General features: G+C 69.1%; 3 protein-coding genes. 1 reads left to right on the top strand and 2 read right to left on the bottom strand.

Annotation, left to right across the window (positions count from 1 at the left end):
• On the bottom strand, positions 1–4245 hold a 4245-nt coding region (locus NM961_RS03450; RefSeq protein WP_255911302.1), incomplete at its 3' end, for a transglutaminase domain-containing protein.
• Between the two features lie 117 nt (positions 4246–4362).
• On the opposite strand from NM961_RS03450, the gene NM961_RS03445 reads away from it, so the two are divergent.
• A complete protein-coding gene (locus NM961_RS03445; protein ID WP_255911300.1) occupies positions 4363–4923 on the top strand; it encodes a hypothetical protein in 561 nt (186 codons plus the stop codon).
• A gap of 1421 nt (positions 4924–6344) precedes the next feature.
• Here the strand turns inward: NM961_RS03445 and NM961_RS03440 are convergent.
• The gene (locus NM961_RS03440; protein ID WP_255911298.1) at positions 6345–23819 is read right to left on the bottom strand and encodes a CARDB domain-containing protein; all 17475 of its coding nucleotides are present in this window, start codon (positions 23817–23819) and stop codon (positions 6345–6347) included.
• Positions 23820–23840: the final 21 nt, after the last annotated feature.

Here is a 23840-nt window from a genome sequence, read left to right as displayed (position 1 = left end):
GACGATGCCTTCGCGGGTTTCTTCCTGGCCGTCGGGCGTGCGGGCGATCAGCTCGAACTGGTACTCGCCCAAGGGCAGGTCGCGCGGTTCGATCAGGACTTCATGCGCGCCAAGATCCTGCGCGGCATTGTCCAGCGCCGTCCAGGCCAGCGCCGTGTTGCTCGGCCCGCTCCCGCCGACGCGGTGGTAGAACTTCAGGCTGACCGTGGCCGGCTGGCTCAGCAGGTAGGCCAGGCGCTGGCCCTGGCTGCAGGCGTAGCTCGCGGCGATATCGATCGAACGCTGCTGCGTCATCAGCGTGGGATAACGGCCCTGCACCAGGCCGGCAACGCTGATCGGGTCATTGCCGGCGCGCAGCAGGCCGTAGCCGCCGATGATGCCCTGGGTCAGCGGCAGCGCCTTGGGTGGGGATTGCAGCCGGTACGGCGTGCCGTCGTTGAGCACGGTGACGACGTCGTAGGTCTTGCGGCGGTCGAGTGCCAGGCCGCGCGACAGGTAGCAACTGCTGCCCGAGAGCCCGCCGGGCAACGCGCACTCGTCCACGAGCTGGCCATCGCCGCGCAGTTGCAGCCGCAGCGAGGTGGCGTAGTAGTCGGCCGGGCTGAAGTCCGCGGTGAGGGTCAGGCGTTCCGTCGTCGTGCCGCTGGCGGTCAGCGGCAGCGTGGCCGGGCTGATCTGCGGGGCGCGGACCTGCACGCTCCAGCCCCAGTGCACCGTGGCATCGATATGCGCCATCTGGTGATGGATGGTGCTGGTGATCTTGCCGGGCGTATCGCCGGCGCGCAGGTCGAACTGGTATTCGTTCGAATAAGGGGCCGTGCGCAGGTTTTCCGGCGTGCCGCCGACGAAGTTCTGCAGCAGCGGGGTAATGCCGGTCGGGAGGATGTACGGCGCCCAGTAGGTGATGCCGGGCTGGGTGCTATGCAGCTCGTAGGTGAGGAAGCGCGGCGTGACCGGAAACAGGTCACCCGGTGCGGCCGCCGCGGGGACCTGCAGCGCGCGGATACCGCCGACCTGCTGGTAGTCCTGCGGCACCCAGAGCAGCACGCCCGGGCCGCGTTCGTCACAGTCCCGGAAGTCGTTGCGGATAATGCGGCGTTCGCTGAGTCCCTCTGCCATGGCATGCACGGTGTACCGGGCGGGCCGGGCGAGGTTGCCCGGCACCAGCCGGAACGGCGTGAGTTCGCCGTTGGTGAACAGGTCATCCAGTACCTTGCTCGTGCAGGGATGGCCGGTCAGCTGGAACTCGCCGGCGGGGCACTGTTCGGCCAGTGCCAGGGTCGCGTCGATCGGGTTGCTGGCGACAGTGCATTCCTCGGTGACGGGGAGCACTTCGGTGTCCACGCGCAGGCGCAGCGGCAGGTTGGCGACGGGATTGTCATTGGCATCCAGCGCGCGCAGGCCGAGGTCGAGGTAGCCGAGGCCGCCGATGATCGTTTCGTTGTCGGTGTGGTTGAGGTCGAGCCGCACGCCGGGACCGGGCACGCTGTAGGCGTGCAGCGGTTCGCCGCTGACAAGCAGCCCGTTGGCACCCATGGCGCTGACTTCGATCTCGTTCGCGCCGGTGCGGTTGGGCCAGGCGTCCTGCGCATTCTGGCGATAGCGCAGGGGCGCGACGATGCGGGCGTTCGTGGTGAAGCCGAGGCGGGCGTGGCCGTTGCTATCGGTCTTGACGGTCGCGCTGCTGCCGCCACCGGCCAGCGTGCCGTTGCCGCTGGTGACGCGGAAGCGCACCGCCGCGCCCTTCACCGGCCGGCCGGCGCGATCCAGCACGCTGACGCGCAGCGGGTTGGCCAGGGCCTGGCCGGCGATGGCTTCCTGGTACTGGCTGTCGCGGTCGATGACGAGCAACGCGCCGGCCAGCGGGTCGTTATTGGCCAGCAATGCATAGGGATTGCCGAGCAGCTGGACCAACTGCTGCAGGAACCAGTATTCCGGTGGTGGCACCGTGCTGCCGCCGGCGAGCGTGCCGCTGAGGAAGTAGCCGGCTTCGCCGCTGGCGAGGTGGCGTGCGCGCCAGGCTGAGCCGGTCCAGGCCTGCAGCGTAAGCGGGTGGCGCGGGATATCCACGACGTAGCCGCGGGCGAGCCAGCCCTGGACCGCGGCAAGGACGGCGGGTGGGTGGTTGAGCGTGCCGATGCCGGTGGCCGGTGTCAGCGTCTCGATCGGTTCGCCGCGTTCGCGCGCGAGTTGCAGCGCTTTATCAGCAGAGAGGCTGTCCACGCGCCACTGCTGCTCGAACACGCGGTGTTCGAGGCTGGAGCCCTGCAGGGCCGACAGTGCGGTCCAATCGCGTTCGACCGCGTTGGAAGCGCCTTGTGCGAAGGCTTCGACCGGACGCAGCGCCGCATCAAGTGCGACGCCGCGCCAGTTCAGTTCCTGGGCGAGGCCGGCCAGGCGCGGTACGCGGTATTGATTGAGCACCAGCGCCGCCGACGGAAACGGCCGGATCACGCCGACGCCGAAGAGCTGGGCGAGTTCGTCATCGGCCGCATCCCACTCGGCCAGGTAGCGCGCACCGAGGTTGGCCAGCAGGCGCGCGGCGGCGGGTTCGCTGTCGCCGGTCAGGGAGTCTGCTTCGTCCTGCTGTGGCGGGCGGCTGGCCTGGGCGTCGAGGATCAGCGCGGCGTAGCCGCCGGCGTCGAGTTGCTGGCTGAAGCTGACGCTGCCGCCGGGGCCGTGCAGGGTGATGTCGAGGCGTTGGGTGGTGCCGGCGTCGAGGGCGCCGCTGCCCAGGAGGCTGCTGGTGTTGGCGGTGGTGACGGTGCTGCTGGTGTTTGCAGTAAACGGGTGGGGTGCGCTAGCCGTAGTGGTGGTGTGTGCGTTACTTGCCGCCTTCGATTCGGCGAGTGCGTTAGCTGTATTTGACGCATTTAGTACTTCTGAATCATTTGACGCATCGGTGTTCTGGCTTCCCTCGGTACTGCCGTCGCTGCGCTGGCGTACAACTGGACCGGTGGTATTGGACACCGGCCGTACGGCAGCCGCAGGGAAGGCATGGCCGCCTTGGGTTCCACCAGCAGCGCCGCCTTGGCGCACGACGAGGCCGTCAATGCTTAACACGGGCCGCACGGCATAGAGGTAAGGCGGCGTCAGGCTCATGCCGCCGTAGGCATCGACCACCGCGCCGTCAGCGATGGAAGCGGGCTGATAGGCCAGCGTGATACGACGATCCGCCACATCGGCCAGCGCGAGCTGCGCATCGAGCACGATGGGCGCATCTTCTGCGGTGCCCGCGCGCAGCACGATCCGCGCCTGCTGGCGCAGCGTATCAGGCAGTTCGGCGAACTCGCCGGTGATCGCAACGGTGGCCGCGGGCAGGCTGGCCGGCAGCAGTTCCAGCGCGGGGGCGGCGACGGTATGACGGCCGAGCTGGTCGGCATAGGCCAGCGGCGGTGTCAGTGCGGCGAGGCGGCTTTCCAGTGTCTGCCGCAGTAGGGTCAACGGCGCTTCGGATTGCGTATGCGCGAGCACCTCGTCGAGGAAGGCTTGCGCATCGAGTCCCGTGCGCGCGAGCGCGCCGCCGGCCGGGATCACCTGATGCGGCTTGAGCGCCGGCGCCAGCGCAATCCACGCCGCACCGCTGCGGTCGGCGCTGCTGCCGCGGTAGTGGGAATAGGGGATCTTGGCGGAAACGAACACCTGCTCGACCGCGTAGGCGTCGATACGCCCGCCGCGCAGCAGCGGCCGATGCGCGACACCGGCCGCGGCCAGGGCCAGGCCGATCTTGTCTTCGCGCACACCCAGCGAGGCGGCGAGATCCGCACTGCGGATCTCCAGCACACCGCGCACATAGCGCGCCGGCGCACGGCTGGCACGCAGCAGCGCGATCAGCAGGCTGGCCTGGTCCACATCGTTGCCGGCCAGGGTACGCAACGTGCCTTCGGCGCCTTGTTGCGAACCGGCATACCACTGCGTGCGCACGCTGCTGCGCACGAAATCGACGATGCGGGTGTAGTCATTGCCCAGGCTCTGTGCCTTGGCCAGGATCGCCGGTGACAGCGGTGCATCGCGGCTGGCGGCGTAGTCGGCCGCTTGCACCGGCACTTCGGCCGTGTCGGCATAGCTGGGCAGCACGACCGGCTGCAGCAGCGGTTCGCGTGCGGGCAGGCGCGGGCGGTGCACGGGAAGCTGGGTGCCGAGGATGGGGGCGGCGTCTTCCGTTATGCCCGCGGCGAGCAGGGTTTGCAGTTCGGCGGCCTGGGCGGCGGGGATGAGGGCGACGGAAGCTCCGCCTGCAGCCACTTTACGCGACGCGTCCGCTGTACCGGATTCAGGCGCTCCACGCGAGGCATCGGAGGGGCGAGAAGCGTCCGATGCGTGAGATGGATCGGATGAGCCCGAAGCAATCGTCGGTAGCGATTGCGTGAAGGTGTCGGTGGCATTGTCGAGCTGTCGCAGCCAGTCGCGCAGCGGCTGCTGCCGCTGGCGGACCTGCGCGGCGGCCGCCGCAGGCAGCGGACGGCCCGGCGGATCGGCTTGCTGATCCAGACGCAGTTCCAGCAGCAGACGCTGGGCCTGCAGCGATTGCAGCGCGTCGCGCAGCGCGGGTGTGTGTCGCGCACCGCCTTTGGCTTGCAGCAGCTGCTGCACGGATCGGGCCTGGTGCAGCAGGCCCTCGACAGCCGAGGGCGCGCGTTCCTGCGCCGTCTTTGGCTGCAGCGGATCCGCTGGCAGCGCTGCCACGACGCCGCGCGCATCATCACCGCGGAGCAGGGCGGCGATGGCGGCTTGCTCAGGTGGGGTGGCTGCAGTGGGTGTAGTCGCCGCAGCCGTGGTGTCGCTGCGTGCAGCGGCCGGTGCCGCCGCCACGGGGACCTGGCTCAACGTCGGCGTCGATGGGCTTCGCGCCGCGTTCGTCCGCATCGCCGTCTGCGTCGCGGCGTCAGCCGTAGCGGCGTTGGCTGGCGTGTTGGTCGCTGAGCCGGCCGAGCTAGGCGGCGCGATGGTTGCCCGCGCTGCTGCCGGTGGTACGGCGAAGGCGGCAAGGGTGTCGGGCGAGGAGTTAGCCGATGAATTGGCCGGCTTATTCAGCGCTGCGCTTGTCTGGGCTGTCGTCTGTGCGGCGGTGATGGTCGCAGAGGCGTTGGACGATGTGCTTGTCGCTGAATTGGTCAGCTTATCCGGCTCAGCGCTTGCCTGAGCTGTTGTCTGCTCAGCAGCGACGGTCGCAGAGACGCTGGGTGATGTGTTGGCCGCTGAATTTGCTGGCTTGTGTGGCGCCGCGAGTGCCTGGGCTGCTGTCTGTGCGGTAGCGCCTGCGAAGGCGTTGCCCGACGTGTTCGCCGATGCATTTGCCGCCTTGTCTGACCCAACACTTGCCTGCGACCGTTCCTGCGCAGCGGTCGCTCGCTCAGGGATGGTGGCCGGAATATCGCTCGATGCACTGGCCTGCTCGTCTGGCTTCGTACCTGCTTGAGACTTCGCCCGTGCAGCCCCGAAGGCCGCGAGCGTATTTGTCGAGACATATGTCGCCAGGGATACCGGTGTGACCGATGGAACGCCGGCCCCGCTAGTGACGGGCATCGCGGTCGAAACACGCGGGGCATGCGCTGTAGACGCGTTGTACGCCGCGGTAGGCCGTGCTGTCGCCGGCAACGCCGCCGCGAGCGCAACCCGCATGCCTGAGAACGCATCAGACTCCGTCACGACCGACGGCCGTGCTGCCGCTGTGTGCGATGGCGATGCGATGAAATCGCCAGTTGGCATTGCCCCCGACATCGCCGGGTATGGCGACAGCGCGGGATCGCCGGCCGGCATTGCCGTCGCTGCAGCCGTGTAGTGCTGCGGTATGGCGGAGTCATCTGCCGGCTCTCCCGTCATCGCTTCCAGTCGCGATGACGAAGTCGCGGAGTCGTTTGCCGCTACGGCCGTTGTCGCATCCACCTGCAGCGGCGTTGCGGAATCGTTCGTTGCTATGGTCGTCGTTGTATCGGCACGCGGCGCTGCTACGAAATCGCTCGTTGCTATGGCGGTCGTCGCATCAGCATGCAGTGACGCTGCGGAACCGTTCGTCGCTGGGGCCGTCGTCGCATCCGCCTGCGGCAGCGCCACGGAATCACCCGCGGGCTTCGCCGTGAGTGCCTTCGTTTGCTGTGGCGCTCCCGCAGAGCGATTTGCCGGCCCTGCCGTCACCGTCACCGCAGGCTGCAACAGCGATGTTGATACCGTAATGGATGCCGCTTGCATCGCAGGCAAGATCGCCGGTGCAGTCGCCGGCAGCGGCCCAGCCAACCCGGCCGCCGTCGTCAGCACGGCCGTCGCACCAGCCAGCAATGCGCTCAACAGCGGCCGCTGCCACAGCGAAACAGCAATGGCGGGTTTCGTGATTGCTTCCTTGCAGCTCATGGTTGCTTCCTTGCAGTGCCTTCGACGCTCCTGCGCGATGCCGCCGCAACCACCGGCGGCGGGAAATCAAAGTCATCGCAGAACAGGCCGTCTTCCGTGCCGGGCGGTTCAAAGCCGTTCCAGAACACGGCATCGGCCGGGCGCCGGTACGGACAGCCGCTGATGCGCGCGCTGGTCGTGCCCAGCGCAACCCACTGCAACGTGCCGGCGGCATCGCGCAGCTGCGCGGCCAGGGCCACGCGGTATTCGCCGTAGCGCAGCGTGCCGGTGGGGAACAGCGAGCTGCGTGTGGTTTCGGCGTTGACGCCGAGATCCAGCGCGTATTCGTCCTGCGCCAGCACATCGCCGTCGAGCGTACGCAATTCCACCCGCAACGGCGTGGCGGCCAGCGCGACCGTACCGGTATTGCGCAGCAGATAGCGCACTTGCAGCGGATCGCCGCGGCGCACCAGCAGGTCGGTATCCAGCCATTGCGCGCTGGCGCTCTGCGCCTGCGAGGGCTGATAGGTTACGTCGGCGGTAATCTCCGCGCCGGTATTGCCGGCGCGGTCGATCGCGTACAGGCGCAGCGTGTTGAGGCCGGGCTGCAAGGTGGCTGCGGCGCTGCGGAAACGGCCCTGGGCGTCGGCCTGTACGGTGGTGACCAGGCCCGGCGCCTGGATATGCACCGAGGCCAGCGGCTCCGTGCTGCCGGCGACTTCCTGCTGCGCGAGCGTGACGGTGGAGCCGGGCACGGGTTCGCTCACGCTGACCGCGGGCGCCTGCAGATCCAGGGTGAAGCGCAGCTGGGCGGTCGCGCTGTTGCCGGCGGCATCGGTGGCCTCGACCTGCAGCAGATGCTCGCCGTCGATGCTGACTGCGCTGCCGCTGACGAAGGGTTGGCCGTCCAGGCGAATGCTGCTGCTGGCCGGATGTGCCTCGTCAATGCCGATCAGCGGCGTGACGGCGTGGTTGAGCAGATCGCCGTCGGCCACGCCGCTGAGCGTGATCAGCGGCGCGGTGGTGTCCACGGCGAAGCCGGTCGCTGCGCCTTCGGCCAGGTTGCCGGCGGCGTCGCGGGCGCGCAGGCGATAACTGTGATCGCCGTCGGCGAGCTTGAGCGGCGCGCTTTCGAAGCTATCGCCGCCGGCCGCGGACAGTTCCTGCCACAGGCCCTCGTCCAGGCTGTATTCGGCGCTGACCGGGGCACTGAGCGCATCGTGGGCGCTGGCGCGCAGGCGCAGCGGCGCGCGCAGCACGCTGCCGGCCGCGGGCGCGATGGCCTGCAGCTGCGGCGCCGTGCGGTCGGCCAGGGTGATGCTCTGGCTGTCCAGCATGATCCAGCTGCCGTCGCGCAGGATTTCCAGGCGCAGCATGAGCAGGCCCAGCGGCCATTCCGTGGTGGCGAATTCCGGCATCTCGCTGAACTCCTCGCCGGCGGCGAAGACGCGCTGGTATTCGCGCCGCTGCAGCAACTGCGCGGCGGGGCCCAGCACATCCAGTCGCAGGCTCTGCGCGGGCAGTGCCACGGCGCCGGGATTGCGCAGGCGCAGCGTGAGCTGCAGCGGCTGGCCGTGGGCGACTTCGGCCGCGGCCGGCTGCAAGGTGCCGACCAGGGGCTGCGCGGCCGCGCTTTCGTAGCGCACCGTGATCGCGGCGACGGGGCTGGCATTGCCGGCGGCATCGCGGGCCACGGCTTCGATGCGGTTGTCCCCTTCGGCCAGCGGCACGCCGGCGAATTCGGCGATGCCGCCGCCGGTGGCGACCTGCTGGGCGCTGTAGGCGCCGGTGTCCAGCGTGACTGCGGCGCCGGCTTCGCTCAGCACCTGTACGGCAACCCGGCTTTCGGCGACGACGGCGCCGTCGGCCGGCCCGGTGATGAGCAGCGGCGGCGGCGTGCGGTCGATACGGAAATGGTGGGCGGCGAGGCTCTGGTTGCCGGCCAGATCCAGTGCGCGGATGCCCAGCACATGCTCGCCCTCGGCCTGGATGGGTGTGCCTGGGACATAGGGCTGGCCGTCGAGGTGGATGCTTGTCTGCGCCGGGTCGAGGTTGGCGTCGCTGATGCTGACGGCGGCGCTGAGATCGTGGTTGGCGAGCTGGCCTTCGCCGATGCCGCTGATGATGATTTGCGGCGGCAGCGCATCGACCGTGAAGGATTGTGCGGGGCTGAAGGTTTCATTGCCCCAGCTGTCGCGGGCGCTGAATTCGACCTGGTGCGCGCCATCGGCGAGGCCGCCGAGATGGCGCGTGAACAGGCCGTCGCTGCCGCGGCTCAGCGGCTGCCAGGCGCCGCCGTCGATGCGCAGGCGTGCTTCGGCGATGGCCGAATGCGCATCGGTGATGCGCGCGCGCAGCGGCACGATGGCGGGCTGCAGCGCGCTGCCGGGCGCCAGTACGCCGATCTGCGGCGGCAGCGCGTCGACGGCATCGAAGCCCTGGCTGGCGAGCAGGCGCCACTGGCCTGCGGCATCGCCGGCGGCGCGGGCTTCCAGCAGGGCGACATGGCTTTGCAGCTGCAGCGGCGGCGCCAGCAGTGCCACGCTCCCTTCGTAGGCGGCGCCGGCGGCCAGATCCAGGGTTTCCTCGCGATCCAGCAGGGCGGGCTGCTGCGGACTCTGGTATAGGCGCAGGCGCAGTTGCAGTGTGGACAATGCGGCGCTGCCCTCGTTGACCAGGCGATAGCGCAGCGCGCCGTCCTGGCCGGCGATCAGGCGCGCGCCCGGGGCCAGCGTCAGGCTGCCGGACAGGCGTACGGGATCGCTCACGGCGCCGGCCAATTGCAGGCTGGAACTCGCTTCCTGTTCAAAATCCGGCGCGCTGAGTGTCAGACGCAAGGTGTAGACGCCGGCGGCGGCTGCGGTGGTATCCCAGCTGTCTTCGCGCTGCAGTTCGTAGCCCGGCTGCAGCACGCCCAGGGTCTGGGTGGCGCTCCAGACTTGCGCGCCGTCGCTGCCGTGCACCGAGGCGCGCAAGGTGGCGTTCTGCAGCAGCGCATTGCCCTGCAGGAAGTGCAGCGCGCTGCGCAGCTGCACGCTGCTGCCGCTGCGCGGCGCCGGCGTGAGACTGGCGATATCCAGCGCGACATGGCGCAGCGCCAGGATGCCGAAGGCGGCCGTATGTTCGGCCAGGCTGCTGCTGTCGCTGCGCAGCAGGCGCGCGCGCAGGCGGTAGTCGCCGGCGAGCACGCCGGTGGCATCCCAGTTCAGTACCTGCTGCCATTGCTGCGCATGATCCAGCGCCGGAACGCTGATTTCGCCGAGATCGGCCACGCGCCATTCCTGCGCATCGACGATTTCCAGGCGCACGCGACCGCCGCCGAACTCGCGGCCGGGATTGCTGACGCGCACTTCGCCGCGGACCGTTTCGCCGGGGCGGAACAGGCTGGCGGCCAGGCTGAGATCGAGCAGCGGATCGGCACTGGCCGTCACCGCCAGCGCGGCCTCGGCGCGGTTGTTGTCCTCGCGGGTTTCGTTGAGCTGCTGTTCCGGATCGGCTTCCAGGCGCAGCCGGTAGTAGCCGGACTGTTCCAGCGTGCCCAGGCCCAGCGTGACCTGGCGCGCGCCGCCGGGCGCCAGCGCCGGCAGCGGTGCGGCCAGGGCGATGGTGCGCATGCTGCCGTCGGGCGCAATCAGCTGTACCGCCAGGGTGGGCACGGCGACGGCGGCCTGGCCGGTGTTGCGCAGCGTGGCCAGGGCGGTCACGGCCTGGCCCGGCGCGGGTGCGGCTGGCACGAAGAACAGGTCGGCGCTGCTCAGTGCCAGGTCGGGCAGGGCAGCCGCGGACTGCAGCAGCAGCGGCGCGGCGGCCGGGCCGCGGTTGCCGGCATCGTCCACGGCGCTGGCGCCGATGCGGTTGTCGCCGGGACGCAGCGGCAGCGGCGTGCTGCAGAACCAGCCGGCCGGTGTGAAGGTGCCCACGTTTGTTCCCGTGTGGAACAGTAGTGTTCCGCTCGCCGTCCAGGCCAGGCTTTCTGCATCGTTGATCGCCAGGTTGAACGGCGGCGCCGGCAGCGGCAGGCCGCTGTCGGCGGCGTAGAGGCCAATGCGGCCGTCCGCCGCGACGGCGACCTGGCTGTCGTCGGGCGACCAGGCGACGCGGCTGGCGGGCTGGGCCAGCGTGGTGCCGGACAGCGGCTGCAGCGCGATCGCGTCGTAGATCTCCAGGCGGTAGTTGCCGCCGATGCCGCTGGCATGGGCGAAGCGGCGGCTGTCCGCGGCCCAGGACGGGGCGACCGCGCTGTCGGCCGGGATCTCGGCGCGCAGTTCGCCGCTGCGCAGATCCAGCAGCAGCAGGCTTTGCGGCGTGGCGAGCAGGGCATGGCGCAGATCGGGCGCCAGCAGCGGCGCAGTGTCGAGCAGGTCATGGCCGTCGAGCACGGCGTAGCGGCGCGGAGCGGTGCCGTCGCGGCGCAGCAGCCAGACGCCGTCGGCGGCACCGGCCGGCGCGCCGTACAGCAGCACCTGGTTGTCGTCGCTGCCGACGGCGTAGCGGCGCAGTTCGTCCAGTGCGAAGCCGAGATCCACCGCCGCCACGCCGGGCTGCTGCGCCAGCAGGCGACTACCGTCGGCGTAGTACAGCGTGCCGCCGCGCGCCGACCACTGCGCCAGACGCGCCGTGTCGGAGAGGGCTTCGCTGGCCTGGGTGGACAGGTCGACGATGCGCAGGCGGTCGTCGCTGCCGCGGCCGGAGACATGTACGCCGTCGGCGGCGGCGCGGATCTCGTTGGTAAGGCCGGCGGGAATCGTGCTGCGGTAGCTGTCTGCCGCGGCTGCCCGGGCCTGGCCCAGGACTACGCCGTCGCGTTCCAGGTCGATCAGGCTGCCGGCTTCGGCCAGGCCGCAGACCGCGCTGGCGCCCGCGCCGGTCTGCAACGGCTGGCCGGCGCGTGTGGGCCAGGTCAGCAGCGGTGCCGGCGGACCTTGCTCATCGCGCGGCGTGCCGCTGACGGGCGCGCTCTGCGGGCTGCGGTTGCCGGCGGCGTCGATGCTTTGCACGGTGTAGTAGTAGCTGCGGCCGTTGACCAGACCGGCGTCGCGCCGGGCGAGCGTCGCTGCGGTGGACAGTTCCACAAAGGGACCGGCGGCGCTGTCGCCGCGGCGCAGGGCGTAGGCGGCCACGGCCGGACCGGCGGCCGGCGGCTGCCAGCTCACATCCAGCGCGCCGCCCGCGGGCACGCGCGTCACCTGCACGTTCTGCGGAATCTGCGGCGCCTCGCCGGCGACGACGAGCGTGATCTCATTGGACGGCGCGCCGGCGTTGCCGTAGCTGTCGTAGGCGATGACCTGGTAGCGGTGTTCGCCCAGCATCAGGTTGGCGTCGGTGTGGCTGCGCGGCGCCTGCGCCGGCAGATTGGCGATGACGCTGCCGTCGCGGCTGAGTTCATAGCGCGCGAGGTCGGCGGCGGCGCTGGCGCTCCAGCTGAGCTGGGCGCTGTTGCCGTCCAGCGTGCCGCTGAGTTCGACCGCGTCGGGTCCGGTCGCATCGCCTATGGCCAGTTCCGCGGCGACGGAAAGCGCGCTTTCAAAGCCCAGCGCATTGACCGCGCTGACGCGGTAGCTGTGCAGGCCGTCGAGCAGGGTTTCCTGCTGCGGCGGCGTAGCCTTGAGCGGGCGGGCCATCAGGCGCAGCTCGGCCAGGGCCAGCGGTACTTCCATGGCATGGCCGCCCGGCGAACGCACGACCATGCGCAGGCGGTCGCTGCGATACGGCGGCTCGAACACGGCCGTGCCGTGCGCCGCCGCGGCGCCGCGCAGGCGGGCGATGCGTACCCAGGCCGCGCGCGGCGTGCGGGCATAAATGTCCACATTGCCGCTGGCCTCGGCCGCGCTGCGCCAGTCCAGCTGCAGCGCGGTCAGCAGCTGCGGCTGATCCAGGCCGATTTCCAGCGCCGGATCCAGGGCCGAGGCTTCTTCCAGCGCGGCATAGCCGGCGTAGAAGCTCCAGGCCGTGGCGGGATCGCCGTCGACGGCGAATGGCGTGTCGCAGCAGAGGCCCGATTCCGCGCCCAGTCCGCCCAGCGCCTGGTCGGCGGCGAGCGGACGGCCGTTGCGCTGTACGCGGTAGCCGATCACGTCGGCCTCGGGGTTGAGGTTCCAGTCCAGTCGCGCGGCGTAAGCCTGGGCGCTGGCGGCGAGGCCGCCTGGCGCCGACGGCGGCTGGCCCTGCTGCAGCCAGACTTCGGCTTCGCGGCTGCGGTTGCCCAGGCTGTCGCTGATCTGCGCGCGCAGGCGGTTTTCACCGGGCTGCAGCGCGATTGCGGCGGCGCTGAAGCGGGCGTCGGCGCCGCTCTGCAGGGCCGGCAGCGTGCTGTTGCCGGCGCCGTTTTCGACGCGGATTTCCACGCTGCCGGGACGTGCGCCGCGGCCCTGCAAGGCGGTCTGCGCGGCGCTGGTCGGCGTATACGGCTGTTCCAGCGTCAGGCCGAATACGAAGGCGGTGTCTTCGACTGCGCCGGACAGGTTGCCGGCGGCGTCCTTGGCGCGCACGCGGTAGCGCCAGGTGCCGTCGTCGAGGCCGGTGTCGCTGAACGTGGTGGCATCAATGGTGTCGCCGGCCAGCTGCCAGCTGCCGCCGTCCCAGCGCTCGATGCGGTAGCCGCTGACATCGGCCGCCGTGCTGGCAAGCCATTCCAGCCGCACGCCGCCGCCGTCGCCGCGGGCGCGCACGTGCAGCGGCGGCGAAGGCGCGGTGAGGTCGGCCAGGCGCACGCGGCGCTGCGGCGGCTGCGGGTCGGAGAGGCCGCCGCTGTCCTGGGCCAGGGCGCGGATTTCGTAGTCGCCCGGCGGCAGGCCCTGCGCGTTCCAGGTGATCTGGTACGGCGCGGTTGCGAGCACGGGTTGCAGCGCCGTCCAGGTGCCGGCGCCGGCGGCGCGGTAGGCGAATTCAACGCTGGCGATATCCTGGTCTGCACTGGACGCGCGGATTTCCAGGCTTTGCTCGAAGGCATGGCCCTCTTCGGGCGTATCGATCTGCAGCCGCGGCGGGCCGTTGTCCAGCGGCCCGACGCTGGCCGGCTGCGAGGGCGGGCTCAGGTTGCCGGCGCGGTCGATGGCATGCACCACGTACTGGTGCGTGCCGTCGGCCAGCGCCGCGTCGAGATAGCCGGTGTCGCTCAGCGCCAGCACGCGCAGGTCTGCGGGAAGCTGCGCGCCGCCGTTGACGGGACGGCCGTTGCGGTAGAGCACGTAGCCGAGCAGATCGGTTTCCGCGTTGGCGTTCCAGCTGACCTGGGCATCGGCGCCGGCCAGTACGGCGCTCAGGCCGGTCGGCGCGGCCGGGGCGAGGTTGTCGATGCGCACGGGTACTTCCGCGATGGCTTCGTTGCCGCTGCGGTCGCGGGCGGCCAGGCGCAGGATCAGCGCGCTGTCTTCGGCCCAGCTGCGGGTATCCCATTGCAGCAGCGGCTGGTTTTGCTGCGGCAAGCCGGAACGGGCCAGCGATTGCACGGCGCCGCTGCCGTCGGCGCGGCGCACGGACAGCTCCCAGGATCCGAAATCGTCGTCCAGGCTGTAGGCGCTGCCGACGACGGCGCGGATGCCGCCCAGGCGCTCGTCGCTGCGCGGCGACTGCAGCATGACCAGCGGCGGCGTACGGTCCACATCCAGCTGCACGCTGTTGCTCGGTGCGCTTTCGTTGCCGGCAGGGTCGATGGCGCTGACGTGGTAGCGCCAATGGCCGTCGCCAATCGCCGCGTCGACATGGCGCGGCTGCTGTGCCAGCTGCGGATTGATGCGCTCGCCGTTGCGATAGACCGCGTAGCCGGCAAGATCGCCGGCGGCCACCGCGTTCCAGTCCAGCTGCGCATCGGCGCCGGCCAGGCGTACGCGCAATTGCAGCGGCACGGGCGGCGGGCTGCGGTCGATGCGGAACTGTGCCACGGCAGTGGCGCTGTGGCCGGCGCGGTCATTGACGCGCAGGCGCAGGCGGTAGTCGCCTTCGGCCAGGGCCAGGTCCAGCACACCGAGTTCGCCGTCGCTGACCGGGCTGACGCCGCGGAACACCGGCGTCCAGCGCCCGGCGGCCGCATCGTCGGGTGTGGCGACGGCGAGCTGGTAGTCCTGCAGATAGGTGTCGCTGGCACTGCCCAGCACGCGCAGCGCGCCGCTGACGGCGGCACCGTCCTGCGGCGCGCTGATCTGCGCCAGCGGCGGTGTGCCGTCGATGCCGACGGCGCGCAGCAGTTCGGTGCTGTTGCCGGCCTGGTCTTCGGCGCGCAGGCGCAGCTGGTAGTCGCCATCGGCCTGCTGTACCAGCCAGTGCGCCAGCAGCGCATGGCTTACGGCGCTGGTGCCGCTGCCCAGGTTGTTCCAGTCCTGTTGTCCGGCGTGGGCGATGTCTACGTCATAGCGGGCGAAATTCGTGTCCGTCGCGCTGCCGTTGATGGCGACCGCGGTGGCGGCGCGCGGCAGTACCTGGTCCTGCGGCGGTGTATCCAGGGCGAGTTCCGGCGCGACGCGGTCGACCTGGAATGGATGGGCGAGTTCGCGCCGGTTGCCGGCGCGGTCCTGGGCGAGGATTTCCAGGCGGTAGTCGCCATCGGCCAGGTTTTCCACGCGGCCCAGCAGGCGCCGGCCGGATTGCGCGCCGCTGTCCTGGGCGACGACCTTGCCGGCGGCATCGAGCAGGCGGATGTCGTAGCGGTCCAGATGCGCTTCGTCCAGGCGCAGGGCGATAGCGCCCTGGCGCGCGAACGGTTGCGCGGGTTCCAGTTCCAGCACGCCCGGCGGCGTGGTGTCCACGCCCAGCGCCAGGCGCGCGCTCTCGCTGAGTGCCGGCTGCGCGGGATCGCGTGCGGTCACGGTAACGATGTACTCGCCGTCGGCGGCAGCAGCGCCGTCCCAGTTCAGCGTGGCAGTGCCGGGATCGAACGCGCGGTCGCTGGCGAGTTGCGCCACGAGGCTTCCCTGCGGACCGGAAATCGTCACATCGACCCGGGCTGCAGCCAGCAGGTCGAAGCTGAGGCGGGTCTGGTCGAGACGGCCGTCGCCGTTGGGCGAGAACAGCGCCGGCTGCAGCCGCGCCGCGCCGAGCAGGCGCAGCGGCGTGCCCAGGCTGAAGGGCAGGGCGATTTCACTGGTATTGCCGAAATCGTCGACGCCGAGCAGGGCGAACTGCGCCGTGCCCTGGGCATCGCCGCGGTTCCAGTGGCCGAGCAGGGCGGCCTGCGGCAGTGCGTAGTCCTGTTCATTGATCAGCTGCAAGGGGCTGCCGCCGACGCGCACGCCGAGCTGCCAGTACGGCTGGGCGGTATCGAAGCTGCCGAAATGCACATCGTCCACGGTGCCGCGTACTTCGGTCGTGGCCGCATTGAGCACGCTGCCGGCGGCTGGTTCGGTCAGCGCCAGTTCGGGGCCGGTGGAGTCCACGTCGACCAGATAGGCGCGCGCCGCTTTCCAGCCGCAGCTGTCAGTGGCGCGGATCACGATGGCGTAGAAGCCATCCGCGGCCGGGCTGCCGTTCACCTGGCCGTCCCAGCTCAGGCCGAAATTGCCGCTGATGGCGTTGCCGGTGCCGAGCTGCTGCAATTCGGGACCGAGTTGGCGGGCAGCGTCGATGGCGTGCAGGGATATGGTGTAGTTAAGCGGTTCGCCGGCCAGAAGTGACACGGTCACGTTCCGATAGCGCGGTGAACCGTTGCGGGAGAGGCCGAGTGAGACCGTTTCGAACTCCGGTAGATCGGCTCCATGAACGCTGAACTGGCGTTGGCCGATCTGGGGCTGCGGCAGTGCTGCTTCACCGAGCTCCACTGCGCTGTCGAGATAGAACGCACTGTTGCTACAGACTGTCGCACCTGACCAGTCTGCTGTGCGCAGCTGTGCTTGGACCGGGCCGTTTATTCTGCTGAATCCGCCGTTGCCGTCGCTGTTCAGCTGCTCTTCGACGGTGACCTGGAAGTCAGCATCGGTGGTCGGATGCAGCTCGTTCTGCACCGGGCAACGCCCGGACTGTAATGTGGTGCGGTTGGCGTCATTGAATATGCAGCTGTAGCTTCCGCCGAGCAGTTCGGGGTGGAAAAGTTCGATCTGCCATTCGGCTGCCGTGTCGGTGCGCAAGCGTCCGGCGAAACGTAGAGCCTGTTTGTCCGCCTTGCGCGTGGCGCAGAAGCGGCTGCCGCTGGCCGGTTCGTCGAGATCGGCCAGCGGTGGCGTGTGGTCTATGGGCAGGTAGACGATGCCGGTCTTTACGGCGCCCAGGCGATTGATCGTGGCATCGACACGCAGGGTGCCGGGCGCGCGCTGTGCGGTGGCGATGGGCAGATCCAGTCGCCAGCCGTAGGGGGATCCGGCGGTGGCGTCGTTGCGCACCGGAAATTCGTTCAACAGGGTTTCTTTGCTTTCCTGACTGCCTGCCGTTACCAGGGCCGAGGCGAACGGTAGTTCAGCCGGACTCATGAAAGAGACGCGTCCCTGGCCTGTCGGCAACGACCCGCATTGGGGGTCTACCTGCATTGCGTTGCTGGTTTCCAGTTCGTCGTGCTCGTCGCCTGGCTTGTAGCTGCAGCTCAAACTGGCGATTTCGCCGCGCATCACGCGATTGCCCGCCAGATTGACGGCGCCCGCCCCGTAACTTGCGGTTCCGCCCATGCTGGAAGCTTGTAGCAGAAACACGGCGCCATGGGCGTTGCGGGCAACTGGTTGCAGTTGTGTGTGGATGCCCTGGGCAAGATGCGCCGAGGATGGTGCAACGGCCAGTTTCAGCGGCTCCGACAGACCGGGAACAAAGGTCTGCACGAAAACCTGGATCTGGGCTGGATTCTGCGCTTGCACCAGCTCCTGCAACGGAAGCGGGATGATGGAAAGATCCGGCGTCGGGGAATAGCAAAGAATGTTCGGCTGGCCGATGCCGCGCATCAGCAGGCGGATCTGGTTACCCGGTACGCGGCTGCCATCGGAACGGATGCCGACCGGACGCAGATAGATGTCGGAGCCTGCGGGCAGTTGATGCAGCGGCAGCACCAAGCGGAGCGCGCGATCGCCCGGTTTGTCGAAAACGAAAGGGGGCGCAGTGCCTGGCAGGTGACTGAGTACACTCCAAATTCCCGGCGCATCTGCATTTGCCGTTTCGATCTCGATGGCGGCGAGGCCGGCGCTGACGTCCTGGAGAAACAGTTCCACCTTGGCGGGATCCTCGACCACGATGGTATGGCGGTCGGGAAATGTATCGGGTACCGGTCTTTCCGGTGCGGGCTGCGATCTGCGCGGATAACTGCCGGGTACCGGGTCCTCGCAGACGTTTGAGCAATCGATGATGCGAACGTGATCTTCCATCGCACCCAGTTCAAGCGTACGGCGATTGCCGGCGAGATCGAGCGCAACAACGCGGAAATCCTTGCCAGCCAGGAAACTGACGCGTGAAGACATGGCGGCGTCCTGCCATTCGTTGCTGCTGTGCGCTGCCGCCTGGAGGTAGCTTGTATCGAGGTTGGCGTCCTCGGCGGCGAAGCGGACGCCGGGCTCCCATGGCACGGCGCCCGTGATCGGACTGCGTCGGAAGGGCTGCAGCACTTCGCCGCTCACCAGCGGTGGCGTTGTATCGAGGACGGTACTGCTGGCGACACCCGCCACATCAATGCGATAGACCCCGTCAGGCTGCAGCTGGCCTTGCTGGTCGCGTCCGTCCCAGCTGAAAGAATGCCTGCCGGCATCAAGGGTATGTGTCTGCTCGTGCAGCAGCCTGCCCTGGTCATTGAGCACGCGCACGCTGATTTCCGCGGTTTGCCGAACGCTGTAGTGCACGCTGACCGTATCTTTCACTCCATCGCCATTGGGCGAGAAATAGCGCGGCTCCAGTTCGAAGGTGGAGATCGGGGTTCCGTGTTGGGAAACCGCGGCTGTATGGTGCACGACGCGATTGCCGGCTTTGTCCACCACGCTTAGGCGGATGCGGTACTGGCCCGGTTCAGGTGGAATCCAGCTGAGGAACTCGCCGCCGATTACCGGGTCGCGCATCGGTGGCGTTATCGCGTGCCAGTCGGTGTCGCCGCTGAATTTCGTCCAATCGAGTTGGTAGTAGGCGAAATTCAGGTCGGTAGCGAACCCATGCAGCTGGATGGCGCGACCGCTGCTGCCGGCCCAGATCTGGGCTGTGAGGTTGGCGAGACTGGCCGCATTGCGGCGTACGCGCGCGTCGTTGTCCAGCCCGAGCAACACGCCGTCGTCGCCGCTGTTGAACGGTGCCGCGTCCTGATACCAGCCGGCAATATTCTCGGCTGGGGCCCAGGCCTCGAAGGACAGCGCGGTGCCGGCTCTTGCATGGCGGCCGTCATGCGCCAACCGCGCTCCATCGCCGAACACGTAGCGCGGACGTAGCGTCGACGTCAGGTCGGCGCCGCGCTGGCCGGCGAGCACGCGACTGAATGTACCGCTGTCGATATCGACGGCGAAGGCTTCCAGTGTTGCCGGATGGCGGTCGAAGCAGTACACCGCTTCGCACGGGGCGACGCCGACGTATTCGCTGGTCAACACCACGGTGATTTCGCGCTGCACGGGATCGAACCACTGCCGGCGCGGTTCACTGACCAGCCATTGCGAGGCTTCGCAATCCACCGCGGCGCTGACGCAGGTGCTGCCCTCGTAGAGCGCTTCGATGCGCTCGCTGGGGCCGATGAAGCTGCCGTCGGGCGGGCCAAGGTCGAGCTGCGAATCGGGCGGCGGTAGCTGCGCGCTGCTGCGCTGCTGGCCGCTGCGTTCGAAGATGCGCACGCGCCGCTGAGCTGCATCGATTAGCAGCACGCTGCCGTCGCGGCTGACCCATTGCGCCTGCAGGCTGCGCACGTGGCTCGGGCTGGCCAGCAAGGGATAGGCGAAAGTCTGCGGCGTGCGGTGCTGCAGTACGCGCAGTGGCGTGGCGTCGGCGCTGAACAGGCTGACGGATTCTTCGCTGTCGCCAAAGCGGTAGACCAGGGCTTTTTCGCCGTCCTCGTTCAGCATGATGCGGAACTGCCTGCTGCCGTCCGCTCGCGGCAGCGCGAGCATCGGCCGTTGCGCATCCAGTGGCGCGTAGTGTGATGGTGCCTGGCTGTTACTGATATTGGTCCACAGATACAGGCCGTGGGAGAACACCTGCACTTTCTGCGTATCGGCCGGCAGGCTGCGCAGCGGAGTCTTGCCACCGCTGTCCAGGTTGTAGATGTACAGCTGCGGCAGCACCCCGGCAATGACGTGGTTGGAGTCGATGAATCGCGGATTTATGGCCCCGCCGACCGGGCTGCCGGCGGTGACGTCGGCGTCCAGCACGCGCACCTTGTTGGTTTGGGTCGTTGCCGCGACTGCCAGTTCCAGCTTGCCGTGGTTGAACAGTCCGAACACGACCCATTGACCGTCCGGCGAAAAATTGCTCGCGTCGACCGGCAAAAGGTGGTCTTCGGGGAGCGCAGCTCCGACCTCGAACGCGACACGTTGCTCAACCCATTCGGAGGAAACGGTCGCATCCAGTGCGGGTGCCAGCGCGCTGCTGCGATAGAGACCGTCCATGCGTGGATGGGGGGAAAGGGGATGGGTATTGCTGAACAACAGATGCTGCAATTCGCTGCTTGCAGGCGGATGGAACCAGTGTGGCCGCGGCTGCTTGGTTTCCAGCAGCAGCGGCGAACCGATTGCTGCGATGAAGCTGGAGCGGTCGGTGTCGACGACGACGACAGTGCGTGCGGTTTCCACGCCCGCCGTCAGCAGCACGGGGTAGTAAATGCCGTCGGGAACGACGCGGCCGTGCATGTTGTGCCCGTCCCAGTTGACCTGATCGCTGCCTTCGTTGCTAGCGGTGCTGTCGTAGCTGCGCACGGTACGCCCGGCTGCATTGCGGATCTCGATGCGCTGCGCCGCGGCCGTGCGGCGGAACACCAGGCTGGTGCGGTCGCGCACGCCATCGCCATTGGGCGAGAAATAGCCTTCGCTGGCGTAGAAATCCTGATCCTGCAACGCCACCGGCAGTATGGCGATGTTGTTTTCCTCGACGTTCTCCCGCACGGTCGCGCCCGCGTCGGCGAGCACGCTGAGCTGGCGTACGCCGGGCTGCAGACCGAAATTCCAGTTCCACTGCAATACGGCTTCGGCACCGGGGGCGAACTCGGCGATGGTCTGCTCCGGCGCGACCAGTACGCCGGTGACGGCATCGCCTTCGCGCAATTGCACGCGTACGTCCTGCGCCGCCTGGCCGCCGATGTTGCGTACGCGCACCACGGCCTGCAGCGGCGCGCCAGGCACCGGCGCCGAAGGCTGCAGTTCAATCGCCGCGCTGCTCACGCTGATATCGGCATACGCACGCACCGGCAGCTGGCGCAGCAGCAGGTTGTTGGTTTCGTCGCTTTCCTCGATGGCGAGATCGGCGTCGACGACAGCGAACAGCGGTGTGTCGTAGCGCAGGTCCAGCGCCGGGATGGCGAAGTTGACCAATGTTTCGGCGCCGGCGGCGAGGCCGGCCAGGCTGGTTTCGGCCAGGCGTGTGCCGCCCTGGCGCGGATCGGCCGCATACAGCGCGACCTTGAACGCGCCGGCTGCCGCGCCGGCGTTGCGCAGCAGCAGGCTGGCCGTCAGCGGCTGGCCTTGCAGTGCGGGTTCGGGAGCAAAGCCCAGGCTGTCGGGTACGGCGATGAGATCGGGCTTGTCCGGCGTGGCGACGGTGAAATCGAACTGCGCGGTGTTGTTGTCCTCACGCAGTTCGGCCAGCTGATTGGATGCATCCAGCTGTACCGTCAGCTGCGCCGGGCCGCTTTCCTGCGCGCGCCAGCTCACGCGCCGCTCGATGCTGGTGCCGGCGGGAATCTGCACGGGCTGGTCCAGCAGGGTGCTGGTGACGGCGCCCTGGTGCAGTTGTGCCAGCAGCTGGAACGGCGGCGAATCCTGCGTGCCGCGGTTGTGCGCGACGATGCGGAAATTCACGTCGCGGCCCTGCTGCGGCGGATTCGCATCGGCCAGGCTCAGGCCGGCCGGCAGTACTTCCAGGTCCAGGCTGGGGCCATAGGGCAGGATGAGGCTGGCCTGGTTGTTGGTTTCGCGCGCTTCGGCGGTCTGGTTATCGGGATCGGCGACCAGGCGCAGTTTCAGCGTGGCCGCCGTCGCTACGTTGAATTGCAGGGTGAATGCGCTGCTGCTGCGCGCGGCCACAGCGAGCGTGGTTTCCGCGAGCACCTGCGCCGTGGTTTCGTTGAGCAGGCGCAGACGTACGTCGCTGGCCGCGGCGGCGCCCAGATTGCGCACGCTGCCGCTGAGCTGCACCGTGGTCGGCAGCTGGGTGACGCTGGCGGGATTCAGGATGAGATCGGCACCGCGCAGTTCCAGGTCGGGCTGCGTCGGTATTGGCGCGATATCCAACGCGAGCGAGGCGAGATTGTCACTTTCGTTGAGTTCGTCGATCGCTTCCGCCGCATCGAGCTGCAGCCAGAACTGGCGCGCACCGGCATGACCGCTGCTGTCCCAGTGCTGGCTTATGCTGAAGCGCGCGCCGGGAATCAGCGCAGGTACGGCGATATCGCTGCCGAGCGGCGTACTGCCCTGGGCGGGATCACCGTCGAACCAGCGCGCGCTGCTGGCCGGCGTGCTGATGCCGCCGCTGTTGTGCACGACCGCGCCCAGCGTGAGCAGGTCGCCGTCCAGCGGCGCGGCCGGTACGGCGCTGAGCGCACCGTCGATGCGCAGGTTCGCCCGCTGCGCACGCATCTGCGCCAGGGCGGCGCGCGCGGTGAGATAGACGCTGCCCTGCCAGTCGCCTTGCAGTTGCTGGCGCTGCGCCAGGAAATCATGCAGCGCCGTGTCGGCGCCGGCGGGCAATTGCAGCGTGCGCGCCAGCGTGGACAGCTCGATGCTGTCGGCCAGCGAGGTCTCGTCATCGCCGTAGCCGCCGCCGGGACGGATCTTGCCCTGCAGCCAGGCCGAAGCGGCCGCGATCACCGGATCGGCCTGCGCCGCCGGCGCCTGCGCGAACGCACGTACCGCGTACAGGGTGGGCAGCATATGGCCGCGGCCCTGCGCGCCCAGGGCGAAGCTGCCGTCGCCGTTCTGGCGCGCGGCGAGTTGCTGCAGGGCGGCGCGCACGCTGCCGGCGCCGGATTCGCGCCCGGCCAGCGCGGCGGCGACCAGGGCGGTATCGGTCACGCTGTCCTGGAAGCCCGCGGCCAGGCCCCAGCCGCCATCGGCGGATTGCGCGGCGATCAGCTTCGTCGCCAGTGCAGCGTCGCCGTCCAGCACCAGGCGTGCGGATTGCTGATCGTGATTGGCGCCGGCCTGGGCCGTCAGCCAGCTGCGCGCGCGCGCCAGGCCGGCGTAGGCCGGATCCAGTTCCTGCAGCAGCTCGATCACGGCGGCGGTATCGCGCAGGGCGGTGGCGGGGCGGTCCTGCCAGCGGCCGTCGGCGAGCTGGCGCTGGCGCAGCCAGTCCAGCGCCGCACTGATGCCGCCGGGGTGGACGACATCGCCGCTGCCTTCGAGTACGGCCGGCAGCTGGGCCTGCGCCGTTTCGCGCATTTCGTTGTAGATGCGCAGCGTGCCGCGGCCGTTGGTGACCTGGGCGAAATGCTGCTGGGCGCGTACGCGCAGGTTTTCCAGTGCGGCCAGGGTGTCGGCGGGGATGTTTTCCTGCGGCCGGGTGAGCACGATCAGGGCGGCGCGGAATTCCTTCTGCGCCGCGGCCACGCCGGGCTGGCGCGGGCCTTCGGCGGCGATGATCTGTTCTATGCGTACGCTCTCGGCGCTGCCGGCGCTGATCGCGCCCAGGCGCGGCATGTCCACGGCGTTGCCGTCGCCGCCGCGGATCAGGTCCATGGGCGCGACTTCCTCCGCCGCGGCGAAGCCGGCCAGGTACAGGTCCAGCGCGCTGTAGCGGTAGGTGACGTTGCGGCTTGCGTAGCGGCCGTCTTCGCGCCGCTCCCAGTCGTTGCCGTACATCAGCGAGGCGTCGCTGTCGAGGAAATAGCTCCAGTGCGTGCCGTCGCGGCCGCGCAGGTCGCCGCGCGGCTGGCCCTGGGCATCGTGGTAGGACACGCCCGCGCCCCAGCGGTGCATCAGCTCGTGGGCGAGCGTATTGCGCAGGTTTTCGAATTCCGGCGCGCGCAGGGAAAGCACGTAGCGCCGCAGCGCGGCCATGTCGATATAGCCCTGCAGGCGCCCGGCGCTGCCGTAGGCGGCGCTGTGGTCGAACACGGCCTGGCCTATGCCGCCGACATCGTTGCGCACCGGGTTGTAGAACGCGACCGCATCGCCGGTGGGGAATTCGAAGGTGGTGAAGACGATGAGGAAGTCGTAGCGGTCCGGATGGGTTTCCAGGAAACGCTGCGTGATCGCCTGGCGCGGCGCGGTCAGGCCGCGGGCGTAGTCGCCGCTGAATTCGATCTGGCTGATATTGCCCCAGTCGCGGCTCGCGCCGACGCTGAAGTCGGCCGGGGCGGCGCCGCTCTTGGGGGCTTCCACGCACTGGCCTGCATTGCCTTGCGCGGCGGCGCTGGCGGCGAACGCGGCAAACAGCGCGGTGCGCAGGAACGGACGGAAGAATCGAAGCATGGCAGCAGCTTCCTTGCTGGC

This window comes from Tahibacter harae (assembly GCF_024437735.1).
Lineage (GTDB): Bacteria > Pseudomonadota > Gammaproteobacteria > Xanthomonadales > Rhodanobacteraceae > Tahibacter > Tahibacter harae.
The sequence above is the reverse complement of the archived record's forward strand: the minus strand, read 5'-3'. Positions and strand labels throughout refer to the sequence as shown.

Coding starts and splice junctions, on each gene's coding strand:
- NM961_RS03440 (WP_255911298.1), bottom strand. CDS start 23,819: ATGCTTCGATTCTTCCGTCCGTTCCTGCGCACCGCGCTGTTTGCCGCG.